At 70.9% G+C, this 19,554-nt stretch carries 21 protein-coding genes; 13 read left to right on the plus strand and 8 right to left on the minus strand.

The annotated features are described in order from the left end of the window. Positions 1-249 precede the first annotated feature (249 nt). The 5 genes from RM479_RS08615 to RM479_RS08635 all read left to right on the plus strand — a co-directional run bounded on the left by RM479_RS08615 (position 250) and on the right by RM479_RS08635 (position 6,917). Positions 250-1,254 (plus strand): ABC transporter substrate-binding protein, encoded by a 1,005-nt coding sequence (locus tag RM479_RS08615; RefSeq protein WP_311511190.1) that lies wholly within the window; start codon positions 250-252, stop codon positions 1,252-1,254. 424 nt (positions 1,255-1,678) lie between these two features. Continuing rightward, entirely contained in the window at positions 1,679-2,623 is a 945-nt protein-coding gene (locus RM479_RS08620) for a ribose-phosphate diphosphokinase (RefSeq protein ID WP_311511191.1), read from the plus strand. 225 nt (positions 2,624-2,848) lie between these two features. Continuing rightward, positions 2,849-5,152: an FdhF/YdeP family oxidoreductase gene (locus RM479_RS08625; RefSeq protein ID WP_311511192.1), complete on the plus strand. Its 2,304-nt coding sequence runs from the start codon at positions 2,849-2,851 to the stop codon at positions 5,150-5,152. A 51-nt stretch (positions 5,153-5,203) separates the two neighbouring features. After that, the gene (locus RM479_RS08630; protein ID WP_274809480.1) at positions 5,204-5,800 is read left to right on the plus strand and encodes a hypothetical protein; all 597 of its coding nucleotides are present in this window, start codon (positions 5,204-5,206) and stop codon (positions 5,798-5,800) included. Between the two features lie 289 nt (positions 5,801-6,089). Next, positions 6,090-6,917, plus strand: a complete 828-nt coding sequence (locus RM479_RS08635; protein WP_311511193.1) for an alpha/beta fold hydrolase — start codon at positions 6,090-6,092, stop codon at positions 6,915-6,917. A 78-nt stretch (positions 6,918-6,995) separates the two neighbouring features. On the opposite strand, the gene RM479_RS08640 is transcribed toward RM479_RS08635, so the two are convergent. The 4 genes from RM479_RS08640 to RM479_RS08655 all read right to left on the minus strand — a co-directional run bounded on the left by RM479_RS08640 (position 6,996) and on the right by RM479_RS08655 (position 10,201). Beyond that, positions 6,996-7,523, minus strand: a complete 528-nt coding sequence (locus tag RM479_RS08640) for a tyrosine-protein phosphatase (RefSeq protein WP_311511194.1) — start codon at positions 7,521-7,523, stop codon at positions 6,996-6,998. 10 nt (positions 7,524-7,533) lie between these two features. Further along, entirely contained in the window at positions 7,534-8,079 is a 546-nt protein-coding gene (locus RM479_RS08645) for a class IV adenylate cyclase (RefSeq protein WP_311511305.1), read from the minus strand. A gap of 1,118 nt (positions 8,080-9,197) precedes the next feature. Continuing rightward, complete coding sequence (locus tag RM479_RS08650; protein ID WP_311511195.1) at positions 9,198-9,368, minus strand: DUF397 domain-containing protein; 171 nt, start codon at positions 9,366-9,368, stop codon at positions 9,198-9,200. After that, positions 9,365-10,201 (minus strand): helix-turn-helix domain-containing protein, encoded by an 837-nt coding sequence (locus RM479_RS08655; RefSeq protein WP_311511196.1) that lies wholly within the window; start codon positions 10,199-10,201, stop codon positions 9,365-9,367. Before RM479_RS08655 ends, RM479_RS08650 begins: the two co-directional genes overlap by 4 nt. Before the next feature lie 309 nt (positions 10,202-10,510). Here RM479_RS08655 and RM479_RS08660 point away from each other — a divergent pair, with 309 nt between their 5' ends. The 5 genes from RM479_RS08660 (at position 10,511) to RM479_RS08680 (ending at position 12,823) form a co-directional block, all read left to right on the plus strand. Beyond that, complete coding sequence (locus RM479_RS08660) at positions 10,511-10,912, plus strand: hypothetical protein (protein ID WP_311511197.1); 402 nt, start codon at positions 10,511-10,513, stop codon at positions 10,910-10,912. A 423-nt stretch (positions 10,913-11,335) separates the two neighbouring features. Then, complete coding sequence (locus RM479_RS08665) at positions 11,336-11,560, plus strand: helix-turn-helix domain-containing protein (RefSeq protein ID WP_311511198.1); 225 nt, start codon at positions 11,336-11,338, stop codon at positions 11,558-11,560. Beyond that, positions 11,557-11,757, plus strand: a complete 201-nt coding sequence (locus RM479_RS08670) for a BldC family transcriptional regulator (protein WP_311511199.1) — start codon at positions 11,557-11,559, stop codon at positions 11,755-11,757. Before RM479_RS08665 ends, RM479_RS08670 begins: the two co-directional genes overlap by 4 nt. Positions 11,758-12,140: 383 nt before the next feature. After that, complete coding sequence (locus tag RM479_RS08675) at positions 12,141-12,506, plus strand: hypothetical protein (RefSeq protein WP_311511200.1); 366 nt, start codon at positions 12,141-12,143, stop codon at positions 12,504-12,506. 110 nt (positions 12,507-12,616) lie between these two features. Beyond that, entirely contained in the window at positions 12,617-12,823 is a 207-nt protein-coding gene (locus tag RM479_RS08680; RefSeq protein WP_311511201.1) for a DUF397 domain-containing protein, read from the plus strand. Positions 12,824-12,963: 140 nt separating this feature from the next. Here the strand turns inward: RM479_RS08680 and RM479_RS08685 are convergent, their stop codons facing one another. Next, complete coding sequence (locus RM479_RS08685) at positions 12,964-13,152, minus strand: hypothetical protein (protein WP_311511202.1); 189 nt, start codon at positions 13,150-13,152, stop codon at positions 12,964-12,966. Between the two features lie 651 nt (positions 13,153-13,803). On the opposite strand from RM479_RS08685, the gene RM479_RS08690 reads away from it, so the two are divergent. Further along, positions 13,804-15,105 carry a hypothetical protein gene (locus tag RM479_RS08690; protein ID WP_311511203.1) on the plus strand — a complete coding sequence of 434 codons (1,302 nt, stop codon included), beginning with the start codon at positions 13,804-13,806 and terminating at the stop codon, positions 15,103-15,105. A gap of 77 nt (positions 15,106-15,182) precedes the next feature. Here RM479_RS08690 and RM479_RS08695 read toward each other — a convergent pair whose 3' ends face one another. After that, on the minus strand, positions 15,183-16,100 hold the full coding sequence (locus tag RM479_RS08695) for an NADP-dependent oxidoreductase (protein ID WP_311511204.1): 918 nt from the start codon (positions 16,098-16,100) through the stop codon (positions 15,183-15,185). 132 nt (positions 16,101-16,232) lie between these two features. On the opposite strand from RM479_RS08695, the gene RM479_RS08700 reads away from it, so the two are divergent. Then, a complete protein-coding gene (locus tag RM479_RS08700) occupies positions 16,233-16,667 on the plus strand; it encodes a winged helix-turn-helix transcriptional regulator (RefSeq protein WP_449589936.1) in 435 nt (144 codons plus the stop codon). Between the two features lie 126 nt (positions 16,668-16,793). Here the strand turns inward: RM479_RS08700 and RM479_RS08705 are convergent, their stop codons facing one another. Together RM479_RS08705 and RM479_RS08710 are read right to left on the minus strand one after the other, a co-directional pair. Further along, complete coding sequence (locus RM479_RS08705) at positions 16,794-17,306, minus strand: DUF3995 domain-containing protein (RefSeq protein WP_311511206.1); 513 nt, start codon at positions 17,304-17,306, stop codon at positions 16,794-16,796. A 79-nt stretch (positions 17,307-17,385) separates the two neighbouring features. Further along, positions 17,386-18,543, minus strand: a complete 1,158-nt coding sequence (locus RM479_RS08710) for an erythromycin esterase family protein (RefSeq protein WP_311511207.1) — start codon at positions 18,541-18,543, stop codon at positions 17,386-17,388. Positions 18,544-18,637: 94 nt separating this feature from the next. On the opposite strand from RM479_RS08710, the gene RM479_RS08715 reads away from it, so the two are divergent. After that, entirely contained in the window at positions 18,638-19,393 is a 756-nt protein-coding gene (locus RM479_RS08715) for a TioE family transcriptional regulator (protein WP_311511208.1), read from the plus strand. Positions 19,394-19,554: the final 161 nt, after the last annotated feature.

Here is a 19,554-nt window from a genome sequence, read left to right on the forward strand (position 1 = left end):
GATCAGGGTAGCCAGGTGCGCGCAGCGCGGCGAACCCGCCCCCCGCCCGCCGGATCCGGGTGTGACCCCCGCCACCCACGACCGTTCCGGGGGCCCCGCCCCCACGGAAACCGCCCCGGAGCGGGGATTCTCCTCCGGCACCACGACGCACCCCTTCGTACCGGTGTGCGCCCACCCCTCGGCCGCGCCACTATGATTTCGCTTAGGCAAGGCTAAGCTCACCTGATCTTCTCCCACGAATGAGGTTCCATGAACCGTGGCCCGCTGACCCGCGGCGGCGCGATCGCCGCCGGCGCGCTCTCCGTCCTGATGCTCGCCGCCTGCGGCGGCCGGGCCGCCGACGACTCCCCCGACGCCTCCGGTGAGAGCGCCGAAGGCTACCCGGTCACCGTCGAGACCCTGTTCGGCGACGTGACCGTCGAGGACCGCCCCACCAACGTCGTCGCCATGGGCTGGTCCGACGCCGAGACCGCGCTCGCCCTGGGCGTACAGCCGGTCGGCGTCGCCGACTGGCAGGGCTACGGCACCCCCGGCGTGGGCCCCTGGGCCGCCGACCTGTTCGACTCCGAGCCCGCCCAGCTGGCCACCCTGGAACCGAACCTGGAGGAGATCGCCACCCTGGACCCGGACGTCGTCCTCGACACCCGCTCCGACAACTCCCAGGACCGCCACGACCTGCTCTCGCCCCTGGGCCCGGTCGTGGGCCCGCCGCCCGGCGTCGAGGTCACCTACGGCACCACCTGGCAGGAGCAGACCCGCCAGGTCGCGCAGGCCCTCGGCGAGGACGAGCGCGGCGAGGAGCTCATCGCCGAACTGGAGGCCGAATTCGAGACGATCCGCGAGGAGAACCCCGACTTCGCCGACCTCACCATCGCCGTCGGCGCCTACTTCGACGGCCGGTACGGCGCCTACGTGCCCGGCGACGGCCGCGTGGACCTGCTCCAGAACCTCGGCTTCCAGTACGAGTCCGAGATCACCGACATGGCCGACGGCGCGTTCTACGTGGACCTCAGCCCGGAACTGGTGGAGGTCCTGGACGCGGACCTGACCATCGTCTTCCCCATCGGCGACACCGCCGACGTCCTGCACGAGGACCCGGTGCTCCAGGGCATCGGATCGGCCGAGGACGGTCGACTCATCATCATGGACGACCCGGCGCTGGCCAACGCCTTCTCCAGCGGCTCCACCCTGGGCATCTCCTACGCCCTGGACGGCATCGTCCCCCTCATCCACGAGACGCTCGGCCGGGAGTGACCCCGAGGACGCGCGAGCCGTTCGCTCTCAGGGGACCGCTCCCCGGTCGATGGCACCGGATTCCCGGTCCGGCCTCCAGGGAGCGGTTCAGCGCTCCGGGGCCTTTCCGCGCCCCCACCCTGACGTGAGACTCTCCCGCCCGCGGGTGCCCGGCACCCGCGGGCGCACCAACGCCCTCCCCATGAACGACGCCCCGCCCGCCGAGGGCCCCGCGCGTCCCCGACGGCGCCGCCCCACGGCATCGAGGGACCGCACGACCCGCCGACCGCCCGGAGCGGGTCGCCTTCGGAGCCGACCGCCCGGAGCGTCCGCGTCGTCTTCCCAGATCATCCCCACCACGTCGACACCCGGTAGGCCGTGAGCGGCCGGAACGCGGGCAGTACTCTCATTGCGGCCCATTCGCTCCCACGACACAGGGACATCCGTGCGAGACATCGTCATCTTCTCCGGCAGCGCTCACCCCGAGATCGCCGAGGAGATCTGCGCCGACCTCGGCAAACCGCTCTCTCCGACCCGCGTCTCCCGCTTCGCCAACGACTGTCTGGAGATCCAGCTCCAGGACAACTGCCGCGAACGCGACGTGTTCATCATCCAGCCGCTGGTGCCGCCGGTCCAGGAGAACCTGGTGGAGCTGCTGCTCATGCTGGACGCCGCCCGGGGCGCCTCCGCCGCGCGCACCACCGTCGTCATGCCGCACTTCGCCTACGCACGCTCCGACAAGAAGGACGCCCCGCGCATCTCCATCGGCGCCCGCCTGGTCGCCGACCTGCTGTCCACCGCCGGCGCCGACCGCGTCCTGACCATGACGATGCACTCCCCGCAGGTGCACGGATTCTTCAGCGTCCCCGTCGACCACCTGCACGCCCTCAGCGAACTCGCCGACCACTTCCACGGCGACGACCTCTCCAACACCGTCGTGGTCTCCCCCGACTTCGGCAACGCCAAGGCCGCCTCCGCGTTCGCCCGTCGACTCGACACCCCCGTCGCCGCGGGGGCCAAACAGCGCTTCAGCGACGACAGGGTCAGCATCACCTCGGTCATCGGCGACGTCACCGACCGCGACGTCATCATCCTCGACGACGAGGTCGCCAAGGGCAGCACCGTCGTGGAACTCATCGAGCGGCTGCGCGAGCACAAGGTGCGGTCGATCCGGGTGGCGTGCACGCACGGGCTGTTCACCAACGGCGCCCTGGAACGGCTCACCGCCATGGACGACGTCACCGAGATCGTCTGCACCAACACCGTCCCCCTGGCCCCCGAGAAGGTCACCCCCAAGCTGCGGGTGCTGTCGATCGCCCCGGCCATGGCCGAGGCCATCCGCCGCATCCACAACGGCGAATCGGTCAGCGCGCTGTTCAACACCCCCTGACGTCCGATCGGCCCGGCGGAGACCCCTCCCGCCGGGCCCCACACGGCGAACCCGCGCCGATCGACGCCCCCTCTCCCACGGCCGGCGACACACGGGGCTCCCCCGTCACCACAGGAACCCGGGCCCGCCGACCAGGGCGACGCCCCGCCCCCGGAACCCCGCTCCGCACGGTCCGCCCCCTCGGTCCTTTGAAGCGCGCGACCCATGGGTGAGAGAATCGCGACCATGAGACGCGACCGCCCCACCGGCCCCGACCCCGCCCAGGACGCGCCCCGCGTCGGTCCGCCCAAGACCGCCGCCGCCGGGCTGCCCGCCGTGCTCAACAGCGTCAAAGAGGTCGCCGAACACGCCGGGGTGAGGCGCGGGCTGCCCGCCATGCTCGCCGTCAACCAGAAACGCGGCTTCGACTGCCCCGGCTGCGCCTGGCCCGAGGGCGACAGGCGGCACCGCGCCGAATTCTGCGAGAACGGCGCCAAGGCCGTCGCCGAGGAGGCCACCGCGCGCGCCCTCACCCCCGCCTTCTTCGCCGACCACCCCGTCGCCGAACTCGCCGAACGCTCCGGCTACTGGCTCGGACGGCAGGGCCGTCTCACCGAACCCGTGTACCTGGCCGAAGGCGCCACCCACTACACGCCCCTCGGCTGGGACGACGCCCTGGACCTCATCGCCGACGAACTGCGCGCCCTGGACTCCCCCCACCGGGCCGTGTTCTACACCTCCGGCCGCACGAGCAACGAGGCCGCCTTCGCCTACCAGCTCCTCGCCCGCCAACTGGGCACCAACAACCTGCCCGACTGCTCCAACATGTGCCACGAATCCTCCGGATCCGCCCTCACCGAGACCCTGGGCGTGGGCAAGGGCAGCGTCTCCCTGGAGGACCTGTACGAGGCCGACCTCATCATCGTCGCCGGCCAGAACCCCGGCACCAACCATCCGCGCATGCTCACCGCCCTGGAACGCGCCAAGAAGAAGGGCGCCCGCGTCGTCACCGTCAACCCGCTCCCGGAAGCGGGCATGCGCGAGTTCCGCAACCCCCAGCACCCCGGCGGGCTCCTGGGACGCGGCACCGAACTCACCGACCTGTTCGCCCAGATCCGCCTGGGCGGCGACCTCGCCCTCTTCTCCGCGCTCAACCGCATCCTCCTGGAGGCCGACCGCGACGGCCGCGCCGTCCTGGACCGGGAGTTCATCGGCGCCCACACCCACGGATTCGACGCCTTCGCCGAGGCGCTCCTCGCCGAACCCGCCGACGCGTTCTGGGCCCGCACCGAACGCGACACCGGCCTGGACCACGCCCTCATCGAGGAGATCGCCGCCATGGCCATCGCCTCACAGCGCGTTATCGTGTGCTGGGCCATGGGCCTGACCCAGCACAAGCACTCCGTGCCCACCATCCGCGAAGTCGTCAACTTCCTCCTGCTGCGCGGCAACGTGGGCCGGCCCGGCGCCGGTGTGTGCCCGGTCCGCGGCCACTCCAACGTCCAGGGCGACCGCACCATGGGGATCTTCGAGCGCCCCTCCCCCGCCTTCCTCGACGCCCTCGCCGAGGAGTTCCGCTTCGAGCCGCCCCGCGAACACGGCCACGACACCGTCAACGCCATCCGCGCCATGGCCCGAGGCGAGATCCGGGTGTTCTTCGCCATGGGCGGCAACTTCGTCGCCGCCACCCCCGACACCCACCTCACCGAGGACGCCATGCGCCGCGTCGGCCTCACGGTGCACGTGTCCACCAAGCTCAACCGCTCCCACGTCGTCACCGGCACCCGGGCCCTCATCCTGCCCACCCTCGCCCGCAGCGACCGCGACCTGCACCGGGGCCGCCCCCGCTGGGTGACCGTGGAGGATTCCATGAGCCGCGTCCACGCCTCCCACGGCGTCCTGGAACCCCTGTCGGAGCACATGCGCTCCGAAGTGGACATCGTGCGCGCCCTGGGCTCCCGCCTGTTCGGTGAGACACCCGTGGCCTGGTCCGCCTTCGCCGACCACGACCGCATCCGCGACCACATCGCCGCCGTCGTCCCCGGCTTCGACGACTTCAACGCCAAGGCCCGCCGACGCGACGGCTTCACCCTGCCCCACGGGCCCCGCGACGAGCGCCGCTTCCCGACCGCCACGGGCAAGGCCAACTTCACCGCCAACGGCACCCACGCCCCGGAGATCCCCGAGGGCCGTCTGCTGCTCCAGACCCTGCGCTCCCACGACCAGTACAACACCACCGTCTACGGGCTCGACGACCGTTATCGGGGCATCACCGACGGCCGCCGCGTCGTCCTGGTCAACCCCGACGACGCCGCCGACCTCGGCCTGACCGACGGCGCCCACGTCGACCTGGTGGGCGAATGGCCCGACGGGCGCGAACGCCGCGCCCCCCACTTCCGGGTCGTGCACTACCCCACGGCCCGCGGCTGCGCCGCGTCGTACTTCCCCGAGACCAACGTGCTGGTACCCCTGGACTCCACGGCCGAGGTGAGCAACACCCCCACCTCCAAGTCCGTGCTGATCCGCTTCGAACCCGACTCCGGCACCTGACCCGCGCCGGGCGGCCCCGGCCGCCCCGCCCCGAGAGGGACCACCGACCCCGTGCTGCCCAAGACGCTCGACCACATCGCCTCCTGGTCCTGGGAGGTGAACTCCGACGACGACGACCTCACCCTCGCCGACGCCTGCGACCGACTCGCCACCGCCGCCCACGTCCTCACCGACGAGGGCCTGTGCGTTCCCCGCACCATGAAGGTGTCCTGGCTGCGCGCCGGCGAGGGGTACTCGGGCTTCGCCTCCCTCATGGACATCGACCCGGCCGCCGCGCTCACCGCGCCGGACATGGCCCGCGACGTCCCCATCGGCCGCCCGGCCGGACTCCCGGACGCCGAACCCCAGTCCATCACCCTGTCCGGACCGGGGGCCTGGATCGACGCCCAGGGCCGCGAGGAACGCGAACACGACCTGGTCGACGCGACCGTCTACCTGGCGCCCTGGTTCCTCGACATCACGGTGGGTGTCCGCCACTCCATCTGGCGGCGCACCGACTTCTCCGGACGCCCGCACCCCCAGGTGTACCGCCGCAACGCCCCCCGCCTGGCACGTGCCCTGGAGGGGATCGAGAAGGCCCTGGACCTGGAGACCGCCCCCGGCGAACCCACCTCCTACGGGGTCCCCGACAAGTACGGCATCACGTGACACCGTCGCCGTGCGCGCACCGGCCACCCCCGGGACGGTACGCCGCCGCGTCCTTCACAGGACCGGGAACAGGGGAGGCCGCCGTCCACCGGCCGGCCCCGTACCTGATCATGCACACCGAACCCGCGACCCGCGCCGTCCCGTCCGAACGGGCCGACCGTCTCCGCGCCTTCACCGGCCCCCTCCTCGAAGCCGAACCCGACACACCGGGTGCCCGAGGCGAATCCTCCACCACACGACGGGTACCCCTGCACCATCGGCCCACCGACCCCTGCGCCAAGGAGAGACCGTGACCGGAGTCCGCACCACACCCACCGGGGGCGACGTCCACGTATGGGAGACCGCGGGCACCCCCAGAGCGCTCGTCCAGCTCCAGCACGGCTACTCCGAATACGCCGAACGGTTCGTGACCTCCCACAACACGCTCATCCCCCACCTGGTGGAACTCGGATTCGAGGTGTGGGCCGCCGACCTCGAAGGCCACGGACGCGCGCCCGGCCGCCGGGGATCCCTGGACGCGCGCCGGGCCGTCATCGACCACGTGCTCCTGCGGCGGCGCATGCGTGCGCGGGGCCTCCCGGTCCTGCTGTTCGGACACTCCCTCGGCGGGCTCATCACGGCGGGCAGCGTCACCGTGGACCCCGCCGACGTCGACGGTGTGGTGCTGACCGCCCCCGCACTGCTCCCGCTCCCCCCGCCCCCGGTGCGCGCCGCCGTCGACCTGCTGGGACTGCTCCTGCCCACCGTCCCGGCGCCCCTGCCCAAACAGCCGCCCTCACGGCTCACCCACCTCACCGAGCAGATCGAGTCGCTCGCGGAGGACCCGCTGTTCTTCCGAGGGCGCCTGCCGATGCGGGTGGCCGCCACCGCCCTGGAGGTCAACGCGGGCGTCCGCCGACGCATCGCGCACTGGCGCACACCGTGCTTGGTCGTTCACGGCACCGAGGACACCGTCACCGACCCGGAACAGAGCCGCCTGTTCGTGGAATCGCTGCCCGTCGACGACAAGGAGTTCCACCCCGTCGAAGGCGGCTACCACGAACTCCTGCACGACACCGCCGGCGACCGTGTCCTGGACCTCATCACCACCTGGCTGGAGGCCCGCACCAAACGGTGACCTTCCTCCTGGAGGGGAGGAGGTCGAGGGACCACCCGCCACGGATCACCGGTGGTCCCGGCCTCGCCACCCGAGGGCTCAACCCAGGAGCCGAGCCCGGACACCGGCCAGGTCCCGCTCTGCGACCCCCGCCTCCAGGAGGTGGGCCCGTACGTCCAGCCCGTCGAGGACGTCGAGGACGCTCCCCCGGAGCGTCGTCCCCCGTTCGGCCATCAGGGACTCGATCATCGGCCCCTGGTCCCGTCGTCCCATCGCGGCGAAGAGGGGGACGAGTTCGGCGGTGGAGAGTGCGTGGTCGTCGGCGATCGCGTCGGCCCGTACCCCGGCCAGGACGAGCAGCAGCAGGGACACCAGGCCGGTGCGGTCACGTCCGGCCCCGCAGTGGAACAGGACACCGCCGGGCTCGGCTCGGGCCAGGGCGGTGATCACCGCTGCGCACCGTTCCGCCTTGCGTTCGAGGAAGGGGCGGTAGTAGAGCGGGGTCCCGTTCAACCCTCGATCGTTGACGTCCTGCCAGAACCCGATGTCCTCGACATCGTCCAAGGGCACCTCCAGGCGGATCGTTCCCGCCGGAGGGGCCACCGTGGCCGACGCGACGGGGAACACCGAGGATCCGCTAGGCTCTGGCGGCACGGACGAGGGAGTCATAGGTGTCGGTGGTGCGCTCTACCGGTACTTCGAGGGCGCGTACCCAGGCGTCCAGTTCGGCCTGTACGGCCAAGCCGTCGCGGTCGTCGGTGACCGTCGCCTCGACCTCGATGAACAGGCCCGCGGATTCGACCTCGTCAACGCAGACGGACCACTCCCCCACGGTGCCCGAGCACCGTGTCTTGACGATGCGCACCGTGGGCCGGAAACCCATGTGGACGAGGGCCTCGTGCATCTGCTGTCGGTCGGCCACGATGCTCTCGGCCTCGGAGCACTCCATCTCGTTCGAGACCGGCGTCTTGACGGTGAACAGATGCCGGCCGTCCTGGGTGGTGCGCAGCCGCGCGAAGGGGACCCCGACCTTCGAGAGGCCGTAGGCCCAGGCCTCAGGGGCGTAGGCCTGATCATCCTGGTGAACCGGACTGCCGAGTTCCACCCCGGCCCGCTTGAGCGCCGCCGACAAGGCCTCACCGTCCCCACTCCGCACCTGGTATTTCGCCTCGATCTCCCGCACCATGGGCCTCTCGTGTCTCGGTGTCGCCGTCTCGGTGAGCCTAACGAGCACAGCGTCGGATGGCAGGGGTTTCAGGATCCGGGACTCGCACACGCGGGCAGGAGAGACGCTCTGGTTGCGGGGGCGCCGGTGAACACGCGTCGGGGAAAGCCCCATGCCAAGGGGAGTCGGGCGCTCGGCCGACGGTGCCACACTCGACCCCGCCTTCCCCACTGTCGGGACGGCCCGCCAAGGGGTCCCGCTCACCGCCGCCTACCGGCACGGTGCCCCACGGGCGCTCGGGCCCCGGGCCCTGCCGGTGGAAACGCTCCCGCGCCCGGTGCGCGGGGGCGGGCTCCCGACCGGGGCCGCGGCCACCACTCCCGCCACCGGCCGCACCTGAGCAACCATGGCTTGGGGCCGTCCCCACGTGCGTGGGGCTCACGGTGACGGACCTCTGGAGCCTCCGCCCCTTTTTCTTCAGGGCGGAGGCGTCTTGCGTGTCCGGGCTCGGCCAATCCGGTGACAGCGGGTGCCCCGTGGGTTACGGTTTCCGGTGTGGTGCCTCACACCGCACGAAGGGCCCAGAAATGCAGCAGGTAGGATCAACGGCAACCATCATCCCCCCAACCGCTGGCAAGCACAGCCCGCCTTGCCCTAAAACCAAAGACGGCAAGCACGATTGGATGTACTCCGGGATGGCGAACATCTACTTCTGCACGTTGTGCGCCGCAACCGAGGAAAGGTGACGGTATGGCTGGGATCGGGGTCGTAGACCACCCGCACGTGTGGCTAGAACGCTCTGACCGCCGGGAGTGCATGGCCTGCGAAGCAACCGAACCCCTCCCCGCCGCCCCGGAAGTGTGCCCCGCCGACAACCTCCGCCACAACGACTTCCCCGGCCCGAACTTTGTAGACCGTTGCACGAAGTGCGGCAGGCTCCGCGAGCACGGCACTCTCTGACCGGGTTCCCGTCCCGGCCGCCCCTGTACGCCAACGTGGCACCCTGGGTTACGGTTTCGGTGAGCCCCCACCCAGCGGAAGATGCCGGCGGCCCCACGGTCCGGGGTCGATGCGTCGCCGCGAACACGAAACCGGCCCCCGCCAATTCGCCTGGCGGGCGCCGGTCCTGTGTGCTGTTACTTGGTGAGGGTGCCCAGGAGCACGGTCCACTCCCCGGCCTCGAACCCGAGGTGGCCCAGCTCCCTGTTCTGGGTGTCCCGAACCCGGGTCTCGGTGCCCTCGGAGACCTCGACACAGTTCTGCGAGCCAGAGCTGTAGGTCGACTTGTGCCAGTCGGCGGTGTTCATGCCGAGTACTCCTTGATCAGGTTACGCAGCAGGCCAGCAGACGCTTCGGGGGTCCGAGCCGCCGCCTGCAATCTGCTGAACAGCATGCCATATCGCCGCACGGTGGACGGGTCGTCGGAGGTCTGTCCGCGTAGTACGGATTCGACGTGCAGAACCTCTGGGGCCTCGGGTGCCGCGATGAGGGCGAACGAGCCGTCAACTCCGGGGTGGGGGTACTGCCCCCACTCGTACACCTGGAGCATTACCCGCCCGGACTCAGCCATTTCTAGCAGGTGTGTGCACTGTTCCGCCATGACTTTCGGCGGGACGAGGAGGCGCCGCACTACAGCGTCGTCTAGCACCACATGGTAGTGCGGTGTTTGGAGTGCTAGGAGGTCCTTCGCCCGGGACATGCGGGTTTCGACTCTCTCCTCTACCTCTCCAGGGGAGAACCAGGGTGCGCCGGATGCGATGACGCCGGACGCGTAGCCGGGTGTTTGGAGGTTACCGGGGACGTGTAGCCGTTGGTATTCCTTGATTAGCTCCGCTTCTCGCTGGTGTTGAGCGAGTTGGCCAAGCCAGTCGACTTGGTCCGGGGCGTACAGCTCTTGGTAGAGGCGGGTCAGTCGGCGTTCTGCTCGCAGCGTCACGTCGATCTCGCCGATGAGACCAGGCGAGATTCGGCGTTTTCCCTGTTCAAAGTGCGAGATGAGTCCCTTGCTGACTCGAACCTTCGCCGCAAGGCCCTGTTGTGTCATTCGCATCTTTGTTCGTTGGGACGCGAGGGCTCGACCCATACGAACGTCCCGCCTATCCCTTTCGTCCTTTTCGTCGCTTTCTTCAACTCCGTCCATGTCACCAGAAAACCACAAGGGAATACCTGATGACTACAGGAGAAGACGAAAAAATACCGGAAGGCAACAAAGGTGAACAGCAAGCTCACGCGGCTTTCCCGCCAAGCGCGGCCATGCAATGTTGTAGATCCGGCTGGAGATCACCGGCCGGAGGGCAAGCAAAAGCCCCGGCGGCCGAAGTCGAGAGCGGTCGCCGAGGCTCAACGCCCCACCCCAACAGCCGAGGTGAAGCGAATGCAGTGTACCGCCCCGAACACCCCCAGCACAGGGCAACCGGCCCCGCTCCCCACGCGGACCAGCGACGACCGCATGTCCGCACTCCGCATCCCCGCCGCCAACCCCCAGGACGGCGACTGGTACCTGACCCACATCTACACATGGGCGCACCGGCAGACGGACGCCCCCACCGACGTCGCCGACCGGGTCGCCCGCGTCGCCGTCGCCCTCGTCCGCAACGCCCACCAGTGGACCCGCAGCGGCCAGCCCGGAGGGCACGCTGAACTGCGCATCGACCGGTGCCGGTTCGACATCGCCGTGTCCGTCACCGACGAAGGCACCGAACCCTCCACGAACGGGGCCCACACCTTCCCCATCGCCGGGGCGAACGGCGGCCTGCACACCGTCGACGCTCTGGCCCTGTATTGGGACTGGGACGGCGGCGCCGGGACCCCCATCACCGTGCGCGCCTTGATTGACAGACGCACCTTCTGATCGTGCGGTGGCGACGCACCCGGGGCGACTCCCGACACCCCGCCCAGGGATTCCGCCACCGCACCCCGCCGGGCGGTCTGGGGAGATGGGCCCGGCCGGCGGGGGCAGCGCGCCAACACCCGCTGCCCCCGCCCTTTTCAAGCCGGTCGTAGCACCCCGGGGAACCCGTACCCCCGGCCCGCCCGAGGGTGTTGCGGCCAACCGGCCCCGCGAATCGTGTGAGGCACCACGCGGGGCCGGGGTGGGGCGGCAGGAACCTGTCACCTGCCGCCCCACCACCCGGAACGGCTGGTCGGTCCCTCCCCAGCCCCACACAGGAACCGACCGGTGTCAGCGGTCCGCCCTCTCGGGTGGGGACTCGGGGGCGGGCGGTGGGAACGGATGCCACCCCACCCCACCCCCACCTACACCGAGGAGCACGGCGTGACCCATCAGAACAGCAGGCCGATGAGGTGGTTGAGCATCGCGCAGGTCGCGGACCTGTGGGGAGTGGCCCAAGACACGGTTGAGAACTGGGTGCGACGCGACTGGATCGCCCACGTCACCGACCACGGAGGCCGCTACCGCATCCCCGAAGCCGCAGCCGAGGCCGTGATCGATGAGATGGACGCCGCCCGGTCGGCGCGAGACGAGACGAGGAACCGATGAGCGACCAGAACCCGCCACCCCTGCCGGTGTTGGTGACCCCCGATGAGATCGCGGCCCTGTTCCGGGTCGACCCGAAAACGGTGGCCCGGTGGGCGGCGGCCGGGAGGTTGCCGGGCGTTCGGACCCCCGGGGGCCACCACCGCTTCCGCAGAGAGGACGTCGATCGTCTCTTGGAAGAGGCCGGTTTCACGACCTGACCCCCGCCCGCCCGGAGGACCGCCGAGGCCCGGGTGGGCGGGCACCAAACCGGCCGCGCCCCATCCAAAGGGGGGCGGGGGCGCGGCCACCCGCACCGGCACGAGGAGAGGAGGAGACCCATGGCGTCGCACCGATTCGGTGACCGGCCGGGGCCGCCCCGCAACACCTGTACCGGGTACCTCGCCGTCCGGCTGGGTTTGCCCACCTCCTCGCCGGTGGTGAGCATCCGGCAGCGCGAAGACCCGTTGAGGCGAGGTGACCCGCTGATCCGCGCCGCCGAACAAGCCGCCCCACCACCGTCCAGGCCGACCGGTGAATGGGCGGAGCTGGGCGCCCTGATCCGTGACCTGCTGCACCACCGACCCGATCTCAGGAGAACCGAATGGACGCCACCACCGCCGAGTTCGCCCAGGCCGCCCGCCGGGCCGGTTTCTTCGCGGTCGTCGAGGGACCCGGCCAGGTGGACATCCGTGGGGTGACACAAGACGGCGAACCGGTGGGGGCGATGCGGTTCCGTTTGGTGACCCAGGCCAGGCGAGAGGTGTGGCGGTACGAGTTCCCGGCCCGGGAGATCCCCGCCCCCGGCAGCGGGTTGTTCAACAACTTCCCCCGGTACCCCGGCCCGGAGGACTTCGGTCGGCTCGGGTACTGGTGGCGGGACTTCGCAACCGGGCCCGAATGGCAGTACCACCCCCAGGACTGGATGCGCCCGCAGGCATGGACCTGCCGGGTTGGTGTGCGCGCTTAGATGTCCCGTGCCCTGGGAGACCGCCCAGGGCACGGGGTTGGGGCCCATTCGGGTCCCGCCCCTGCGGTTGGTGCCGCCGGGTTCCACAAGGGATGCACAGGAGGATACGCATGAAGCTGACCTACACCCAGGGCCGGAAGTCACTGCCGGTCGGCAAGCGGGTGAAGTCCGAGCGCTCCAAGAACGTCACGAACTGCGCGACGGCGCTGCTCGACACCACCGGGGTGGTGGAGATGGGCGACACCCGGAACCCGGGCGCGGCCCTGGTGTTCTCGGCCGGGGCATGGGCTGCCCTGCGGGTGGGTGTGGCCGCGTAGTGACGTGGGGGTCCATCCCCGCGTGCGCGGGGCTCACTCGCTTTCCTCCTGGTGGGCCCTGAACAGCGAAGGCCCCGCCGAGCGCAGGGCCTTCTGCGTGTCCGCTTCCGGACACCTCACGCATTCCCCGTGTAGGCCGACTACCGTCGTGCGATTCTGGCGATGGTCTCGGCGTACCGGTCGGCGTCCTCATCGGTGCGGGCCCACATGATGGGCGTCCCGCCCGACCGGGGCCGCAGGCGCCATATAGCGCCCCCGCTGTGCTCGCCGGGATTCAAGGGAGTGAACAAAACGTCGGGGTGCTTGGAGGCGAGATCATGATCGGCCATGAAACCCACCGTAGCTGGCTGCGGATGATCGTAGACCCGGTTCTGCGGTGGATGTGCGACCGGTGCGGTGCGGACAACAACGCGCGGGGCCGCCCGAACTGCTGGTCGTGCGGGCAGAAGAAGCCGTCGTGACCCGAGTGGGCTGAGCAGTCTGTCCCCGGTCCATCCCCGTGTGCGCGGGGCTCATCACACGTCACAGTCCACCAGGTTCACCGCGAACGGTCCATCCCCGCGTGCGCGGGGCTCACGCTTTTTCACCTGGGGAAATGCAGGCCGTTATCTCCGCTTGACCCAACCCCCAGCGAGCGTCCACGTCCACCGGCCCTACCGGCAACGCCCACTCGCGAATGCGGCAATACAAACCATTCGCCCATATCGAACGCCACCTCCGCAGAGAGCGAATACCAACGAACGGCATTCGCACCCCGAACCCCTGCGATCGCCCCTAGACTGCACCCACAACTCCATTTCGTGATCCCCCCATCACGAAAAAACGGAGCCGCCCGGTGTTAGCAGCACCCGACGGCTCCTGACCTACCTACCTGCACTACCAGGAAGGCGGCTAGGCATGAATCCTAGTCCCATACCCCCGTGCGCCCGCAATCGGGACGCGCGACTTCCCGTCCCCATCCCCCACCCGGGGGTGACGCGGTGAAGATCCTCCGCTCCCACCACACCGAACACTTCACCGTCCTACCGAACGCCGCCCTACGCGACCCCCGTCTCTCCTGGGCCGCGCGCGGACTCCTGGCCGAACTGCTCTCCCGGCCCCGGAACTGGTGGACCGACGCCGACGCCATGACCCGTCTGGCCAAACGCCAACGCGGTGAAAACGGAGAAAGCCGACAGAAGACGCGATCACTATTCCGCGAACTCGAATCCACCGGCTACCTCGCACGCTCCAAGACCCAACGCCCCGACGGCACCTGGTCCACCGCCCTGACCCTCCACGACCTTCCCCGGGACAAGGACACACCACCCGCTCCGACCGCCCCGAACGAGCATTCCCCCAGCTCGGACCGGGGTACCGAAAACCGGCCGTCGGTGGACCGAACGTCGGATTCCCGGCCCTCTTCGGTAAGTAACGACCAACGAAACAACGAGGACGAAAACCCGTCCGTCCGCGAGCCGGTCACCACAGAGGCCACACCCGCGCCCACACCCGCGCACCCACCGGAACCGGCGGCCCCGACCCTCCCGAACTGGACCCTCGACCTGCTGAAGGCGATCCCCGACGGCGCGCTGCGCCACCCCGCCCGCGACCGTCTCACCCTCGCCCGCCGTCTGGCGTCGCTGCACCTCGCGGGTCTCAAGCAGGAAGAACTCACCCGCGCCCTCACCGGCTGGGAGGAGACCCTCGCCCCGTTCGCCGCGCTCTCCACCCGCCTGGCGTCACCGGAGACGGTCCGCGCCTGGAACTCCCGCACCCCGACCCCGGGTCCCACGTCCCGAGGGTTCGAACGGAACCTGTTCGGCAGTGTCCCCATGGACCGTCTCACCGCACACGCCGACACCGGGGCCCCCGCCCCACCCGGCTTCACCCTCGACTCCCGGGGCAGGGCCACCGGCACCTGCCCGGACCATCCCACCGTCCGCAACGTCCCCGGTGGCGCCTGCACGGTGTGCGGACACGTCCGCCGCACCCGCCCCTCCGAACCCGTTCACCCACCGGCCGACCGGATCGGACCGACCCCACCGGAACGGATCGACCCACCGGCGACCGCCCCGGAGAACCCGCTCACGAGCCGTCCCTCCACCGGCCTCGACGCCTCGTTCGTCCACCCCAAGTGCGATGACCAGCACTGCAACGCCGACAGGACCTCACCCCGCTATCGCATGGTGTTGCGCATCGCCCGCACGGGCCGGGACGTCATCGCGGTGCCCTGCCCCACCTGTGGCGAACGCGCCGACCGGACCGCACCGGCGCCGGCACCGGCACCGGTCGCGGCGTGACCCCGCCCGTGAGCGCGGGGGCGGGCGGTGAGCGTCGTACGCCCACCGCCCGCCCGGGGATCACCTCCCGCCCGAGGTCAGGGCTTGAGGACGTAACGGCCGCGCACTCCGCCCTCGGCCATGGCGCGGTGGGCTTCGGCCAGCCGGGGCAGCGGCAGGACGGCGTGCACGCGGGCCGGCAGTTCTCCGGACGCGGTCCGGTCGAGCAGCTCGCCCAGCCGTGTGCCGTCCGGCCTCACCGACACGGCGCGCACGTCGATCCCGCGCTCCGAGGAGGGCACGGCACTCGGCTGCACACCCACGAAGAGCCCGCCGTCGCGGACCAGGGCCAGGCCCTGGTCCTGAAGGGCGGCGGCGTCGGCGACCGCGTCCCACCCGTGTGCGGCCCGGTCGGTGAAGTCGGCGCCGAGGCCCCGGACGAACTTCTCGTCCCAGGACCTGGCCAGACCCGTCACCCGCCAGCCGCGTTCCCGCGCGAACGGGACGACGTACCCTCCGACCGCGCCGGCCGCGCCGGTCACCAACAGCCGGCCGCCCCCGGCGGGGGCGTCGCCGAGCAGGTCGACGAGCTGGGCGGCGGTCAACCCGTTGAGCGGGACCGTCGCCGCCTCCACCGGGTCCAGGCCCTCGGGCACGACGGCGATGTCGGCGGCCGGTACGACGACCTGCTCCGCGTAGGTGCCGAAGTCGCGGTCGAGGCCGCCCACCAGGCCGGCGACGGGGGTGCCGACGGTCAGGCCCACGTCGGGGCCGACGGCGACGATGGTGCCGGCGAAGTCCCAGCCCAGGCCGGTGTGCTCGGGCTGGTCGATGAAGCCCAGAGAGTGGAAGTAACCGCTCGCGACCGCGAGGTCGACGGGATTGACCGAGGCCGCCGCGATCTCGACGCGGACCTCGCCGGGGCCGGGTTCACGGACGGGGAGGTCGATGACCTTGACCGAGACGGAGTCGTTCAGGGTGCGGACGACGGCGGCACGGAAGGTGGGGATACCCATGGTCGTACTCCTCGGGGTCTTGCGCTCGGAGGCTGTCGCACATCACTCTGGTGGGGTAACTCTCCAATGGGAAGTACGTACTCGGAAGTGCGTAGCCCACCCACGAGTAGGAAGGGGCGGCCGGTGGCGACGATGACCGCGGCGCAGAGGCGGGCGATGGCGAAGGAGGAGTACGACGCGTTCATGGCGATGTGTCCCAGCCGACAGTTGCTCGACCGGATCTCCGACAAGTGGGTCGCCCTGGTCCTGACCGCGCTCGGCGACGACTGCCGGGAACCGGCCGAGGGCGGGAGCACGGACGGGCCGCGGTCGATGCGCTACTCCGAGCTGTCCCGCCGGCTGGCCGGGATCAGCCAGAAGATGCTCACCCAGACGTTGCGCTCCCTCGAACGCGATGGCCTCGTCTCCCGCACCGTGACGCCCACCGTGCCGGTCACGGTCACGTACGAGCTGACCGAACTGGGGCTCTCGCTCCACGCCATGATCCGCGGCGTCAAGCGGTGGGCCGAGGCGAACATGAGCGAGGTGCTCGCGAACCGCGCGGAGTACGACGCGCGTGCCGTGTGAGCCGCGAGGCGTGGTGAGGCGCGAGGCATGGTGAGGCGCGAGGCGTGCGGTGTCGCCGAGGTCCGCCCGCGCCCACCGTGACGGTGGGCGTGGGCGGGCACGCCGGCAAGCCCGCTCGCGCGGGTGTCAGGGGACCGAGGGGTCCGCCCCGCGGCCCGTCCCCCCTGGTTCGGGCGGACGGAACCCCCACGCGGCCAGACCGAAGGCGAGCCCACCGAGCAGGAACCAGGGGTTCCACAGCAACAGCGTCCACAGTCGCTGTTCCGGGCTCACGTCCACGGCCCGGCCGGACGTGTCGATCAGCAACAGCGCCTGGACGGCGATGCCGCGCAACGACAGCACGACGCACGCGCACCATCCCAGGGCCCTGATCACCCACCCCGCCGGCCCTTGGTGCCGCGAGCCGGCGAGAAGCCACCCCAGGACACCGCCGACGAGGCACAGCACTCCCACGCCCCACAGACCCACCGCCACGAACCACAGGGGGCGTTCCTCGGCCAGGGGGCCCGCGGAGACGGCGAGCCCCCGGTCGCCGCCCATCGCCCAGTGGAAATGCGGCACCGCGAAAGCGATCGCCCAGACGCACGCGATACGCCCCCACGCCCCCGGCCTCGTCACGTCCCACCGACCTTCACGCATGACGCGAAGCATCCCACCGTCACGGAACGCCGCCGTCCGCCGCCCCCCGGGGGGCGGCGGATCGGGCCCGGCTCCGTCCTCAGCTCCCGACGGTTTTGACGATGGCCCCCGCGTCCGCGATGTGCAGGACCGCGTCGACCCCGGCGACGGTCGCCTCCTCAAGGGGGAAGTAGCCCTTCTCCGGAGTGGTATCGGTCCGGGTCCGGGCGGGAGCGAGTCCCGTGGCCGCCCTCAACCCCCACGTGGTGACGCCGGCCTGAAGCGCGCCCTCGTAGGTGTCCGCCTCCGGTTCCCCGAGCCCCAGGCCCTCGCTGCGCCCCAGGCTGCCCGCGACACACGCGTACCGCTCACCCACGAGCGATCCCACGATGGCACCGGCCGAGAACCAGTCCAGGTCCTCGTCCCCGAACCGCCAGACGCTCGGGGTCCTTCGGAGGTGCAGGTTGTGGGTGAAGACCAGCGTCGCCCCGCGCTCCGCCTCGATGTCCCGGATGTCCAGGAGGTTCTCGGCCATGAGCGCGTCCCGGGTGGCGATCTGGGCGCGCAAGCGGACGGCCTGTTCGGGGTGCCGCGCGCACTGCTCGTGGTAGCGCAGCAGGCCGATACCGGCCGTGAGACGGGTCCGGGTCCCGGACCACTCGGCACGTGAGGTCGCCGCGATCAGCTCCGGGGCGCGCGCGTAGAGCTCGCCGAGCATGCCGTCGGCGATCACCCGCAGCCGCACCGCCTCCTCCGTGATCCCCGGTGACATGGCCGGGTCCATGACCGCCTCCGCGCGACTCCACCGTTCGTCGTCACCGGTCAGGCCCGCGATGTCGAGGTCGAGCCCTAGACGGTCACGGGCGTACTCCAGGTATCCCCGGGGACTCGGCGCGCTGAAGTTCTCCCCAGGGGTGTCGAAGCCGTGGAAGGCGACCCGCTCTTCGGCCGACCGGTCCTCGTTGTACTCGCGCAGCCAGGCGACCAGTCGCCGGTTGGCGTCCAGTTCCCCGAAGTCGTGCGAGAAGCCCTCCTCCAGCACCCGGTCGAGGTCCCCCGCTCCGCCTCGCACGAAATCGTTCACGGAGAGCGCGGCCACACGGTCGATCTCGATGGCGATCGACCGGAAGCCGAGGTCGACCAGCCGGACGAGCAGTTCGTTGCGGACCAGCCCGAAGGCCGGTTCCCGGTGTGTCGGCTCGCCCAGGGCCAACAGCTCACATGACGCGGGCACGAAGTCTCGAATGTCCTGATCCATGAGTCTCAAGCGTATCCTTGAAAGAACGGTTGAGACCTGATCCCCTCCCACCTCACCTTTCTTCCGTCAAGCCTCAAAGCGGAGACAACCCTTCGTGCGACCATCCGACCTCGCCCACGAGCACGGCATCTCGACCCAGTCGGTCCGCAACCACGAGCGGGACGGGTTCATCCCGCCCGCCGAGCGCACCCGGAGCGGCCACCGGATCTACACCGAGGTGCACGCGGCGGCACTGCGCGCCCACCTCTTCCTCGTCCGGGCGTACGGCCACCCGCCCGCCGGCCGGATCATGCACGCGCTCCACGAGGACCGGCTCGACGACGCCCTGGCGGTCATCGACCACGGCCACGAGCGGCTGCTCCGCGACCGGGCCACCCTCGCCGCGGTGCGGGAGTCCGTGGATCACCTGACGGCGGGGCCCGACACCGCACCGGGGCGTTCACCGGCCGGCCGCACCCGGACCATCGGCGAACTCGCGCACCGGCTCGGTGTCACCCCGGCGACGCTGCGCAACTGGGAGGACGTCGGCATCCTCGTTCCCGAACGCGACCCCGCCACCGGATACCGCGTCTTCCGCGCGGAGGACGTCCGTGACGCCGAACTCGCCCACCTGCTCCGACGCGGGGGCTACCCGCTGGACCACGTACGCACCGTGGTCGGGCAGGTCCGAACGGCCGGCGGCACCGACGCGCTGTTCGCGTCCCTGAGCGACTGGCGGCGGAGACTGACCGCGCAGGGCCTCGCCATGCTCGACGCCGCCGCCCACCTCAGCCGCTATCTGGTCCTGCTCGACCTCGGCGAGGACGTTCGGGCCGACCACTCTCCGAGGGGGCGCGGAACGACCGTCTGAGATGGCGCGCCCCGGTGGCGCCGAAGAACGGGAGTCCGTCGCCGCGGCGCGCGAGGACCCCGCGCCCCGGCCGTGTTCCCTGCGGCACGGTCAGGAGGCGGAGGTCCCGCCCGATCGGGAGGACCCGAGATCTGACCGATGCGTCCGAGCCGCGCTCGGCG

The sequence above is a fragment of the Nocardiopsis lambiniae genome, assembly GCF_031845465.1.
GTDB lineage: Bacteria > Actinomycetota > Actinomycetes > Streptosporangiales > Streptosporangiaceae > Nocardiopsis > Nocardiopsis lambiniae.

Excerpts from the sequence above, each read along its gene's own strand:
- RM479_RS08695 (WP_311511204.1), bottom strand. The coding sequence starts at position 16,100 with ATGGGTATCCCCACCTTCCGTGCCGCCGTCGTCCGCACCCTGAACGAC.
- RM479_RS08680 (WP_311511201.1), top strand. The coding sequence starts at position 12,617 with ATGAAGCTGACCTACACCCAGGGCCGGAAGTCACTGCCGGTCGGCAAG.
- RM479_RS08625 (WP_311511192.1), top strand. The coding sequence starts at position 2,849 with ATGAGACGCGACCGCCCCACCGGCCCCGACCCCGCCCAGGACGCGCCC.
- RM479_RS08615 (WP_311511190.1), top strand. The coding sequence starts at position 250 with ATGAACCGTGGCCCGCTGACCCGCGGCGGCGCGATCGCCGCCGGCGCG.
- RM479_RS08710 (WP_311511207.1), bottom strand. The coding sequence starts at position 18,543 with ATGGATCAGGACATTCGAGACTTCGTGCCCGCGTCATGTGAGCTGTTG.
- RM479_RS08670 (WP_311511199.1), top strand. The coding sequence starts at position 11,557 with ATGAGCGACCAGAACCCGCCACCCCTGCCGGTGTTGGTGACCCCCGAT.
- RM479_RS08660 (WP_311511197.1), top strand. The coding sequence starts at position 10,511 with ATGTCCGCACTCCGCATCCCCGCCGCCAACCCCCAGGACGGCGACTGG.
- RM479_RS08685 (WP_311511202.1), bottom strand. The coding sequence starts at position 13,152 with ATGGCCGATCATGATCTCGCCTCCAAGCACCCCGACGTTTTGTTCACT.
- RM479_RS08700 (WP_449589936.1), top strand. The coding sequence starts at position 16,233 with ATGACCGCGGCGCAGAGGCGGGCGATGGCGAAGGAGGAGTACGACGCG.
- RM479_RS08675 (WP_311511200.1), top strand. The coding sequence starts at position 12,141 with ATGGACGCCACCACCGCCGAGTTCGCCCAGGCCGCCCGCCGGGCCGGT.
- RM479_RS08705 (WP_311511206.1), bottom strand. The coding sequence starts at position 17,306 with ATGCGTGAAGGTCGGTGGGACGTGACGAGGCCGGGGGCGTGGGGGCGT.
- RM479_RS08650 (WP_311511195.1), bottom strand. The coding sequence starts at position 9,368 with ATGAACACCGCCGACTGGCACAAGTCGACCTACAGCTCTGGCTCGCAG.
- RM479_RS08655 (WP_311511196.1), bottom strand. The coding sequence starts at position 10,201 with ATGGACGGAGTTGAAGAAAGCGACGAAAAGGACGAAAGGGATAGGCGG.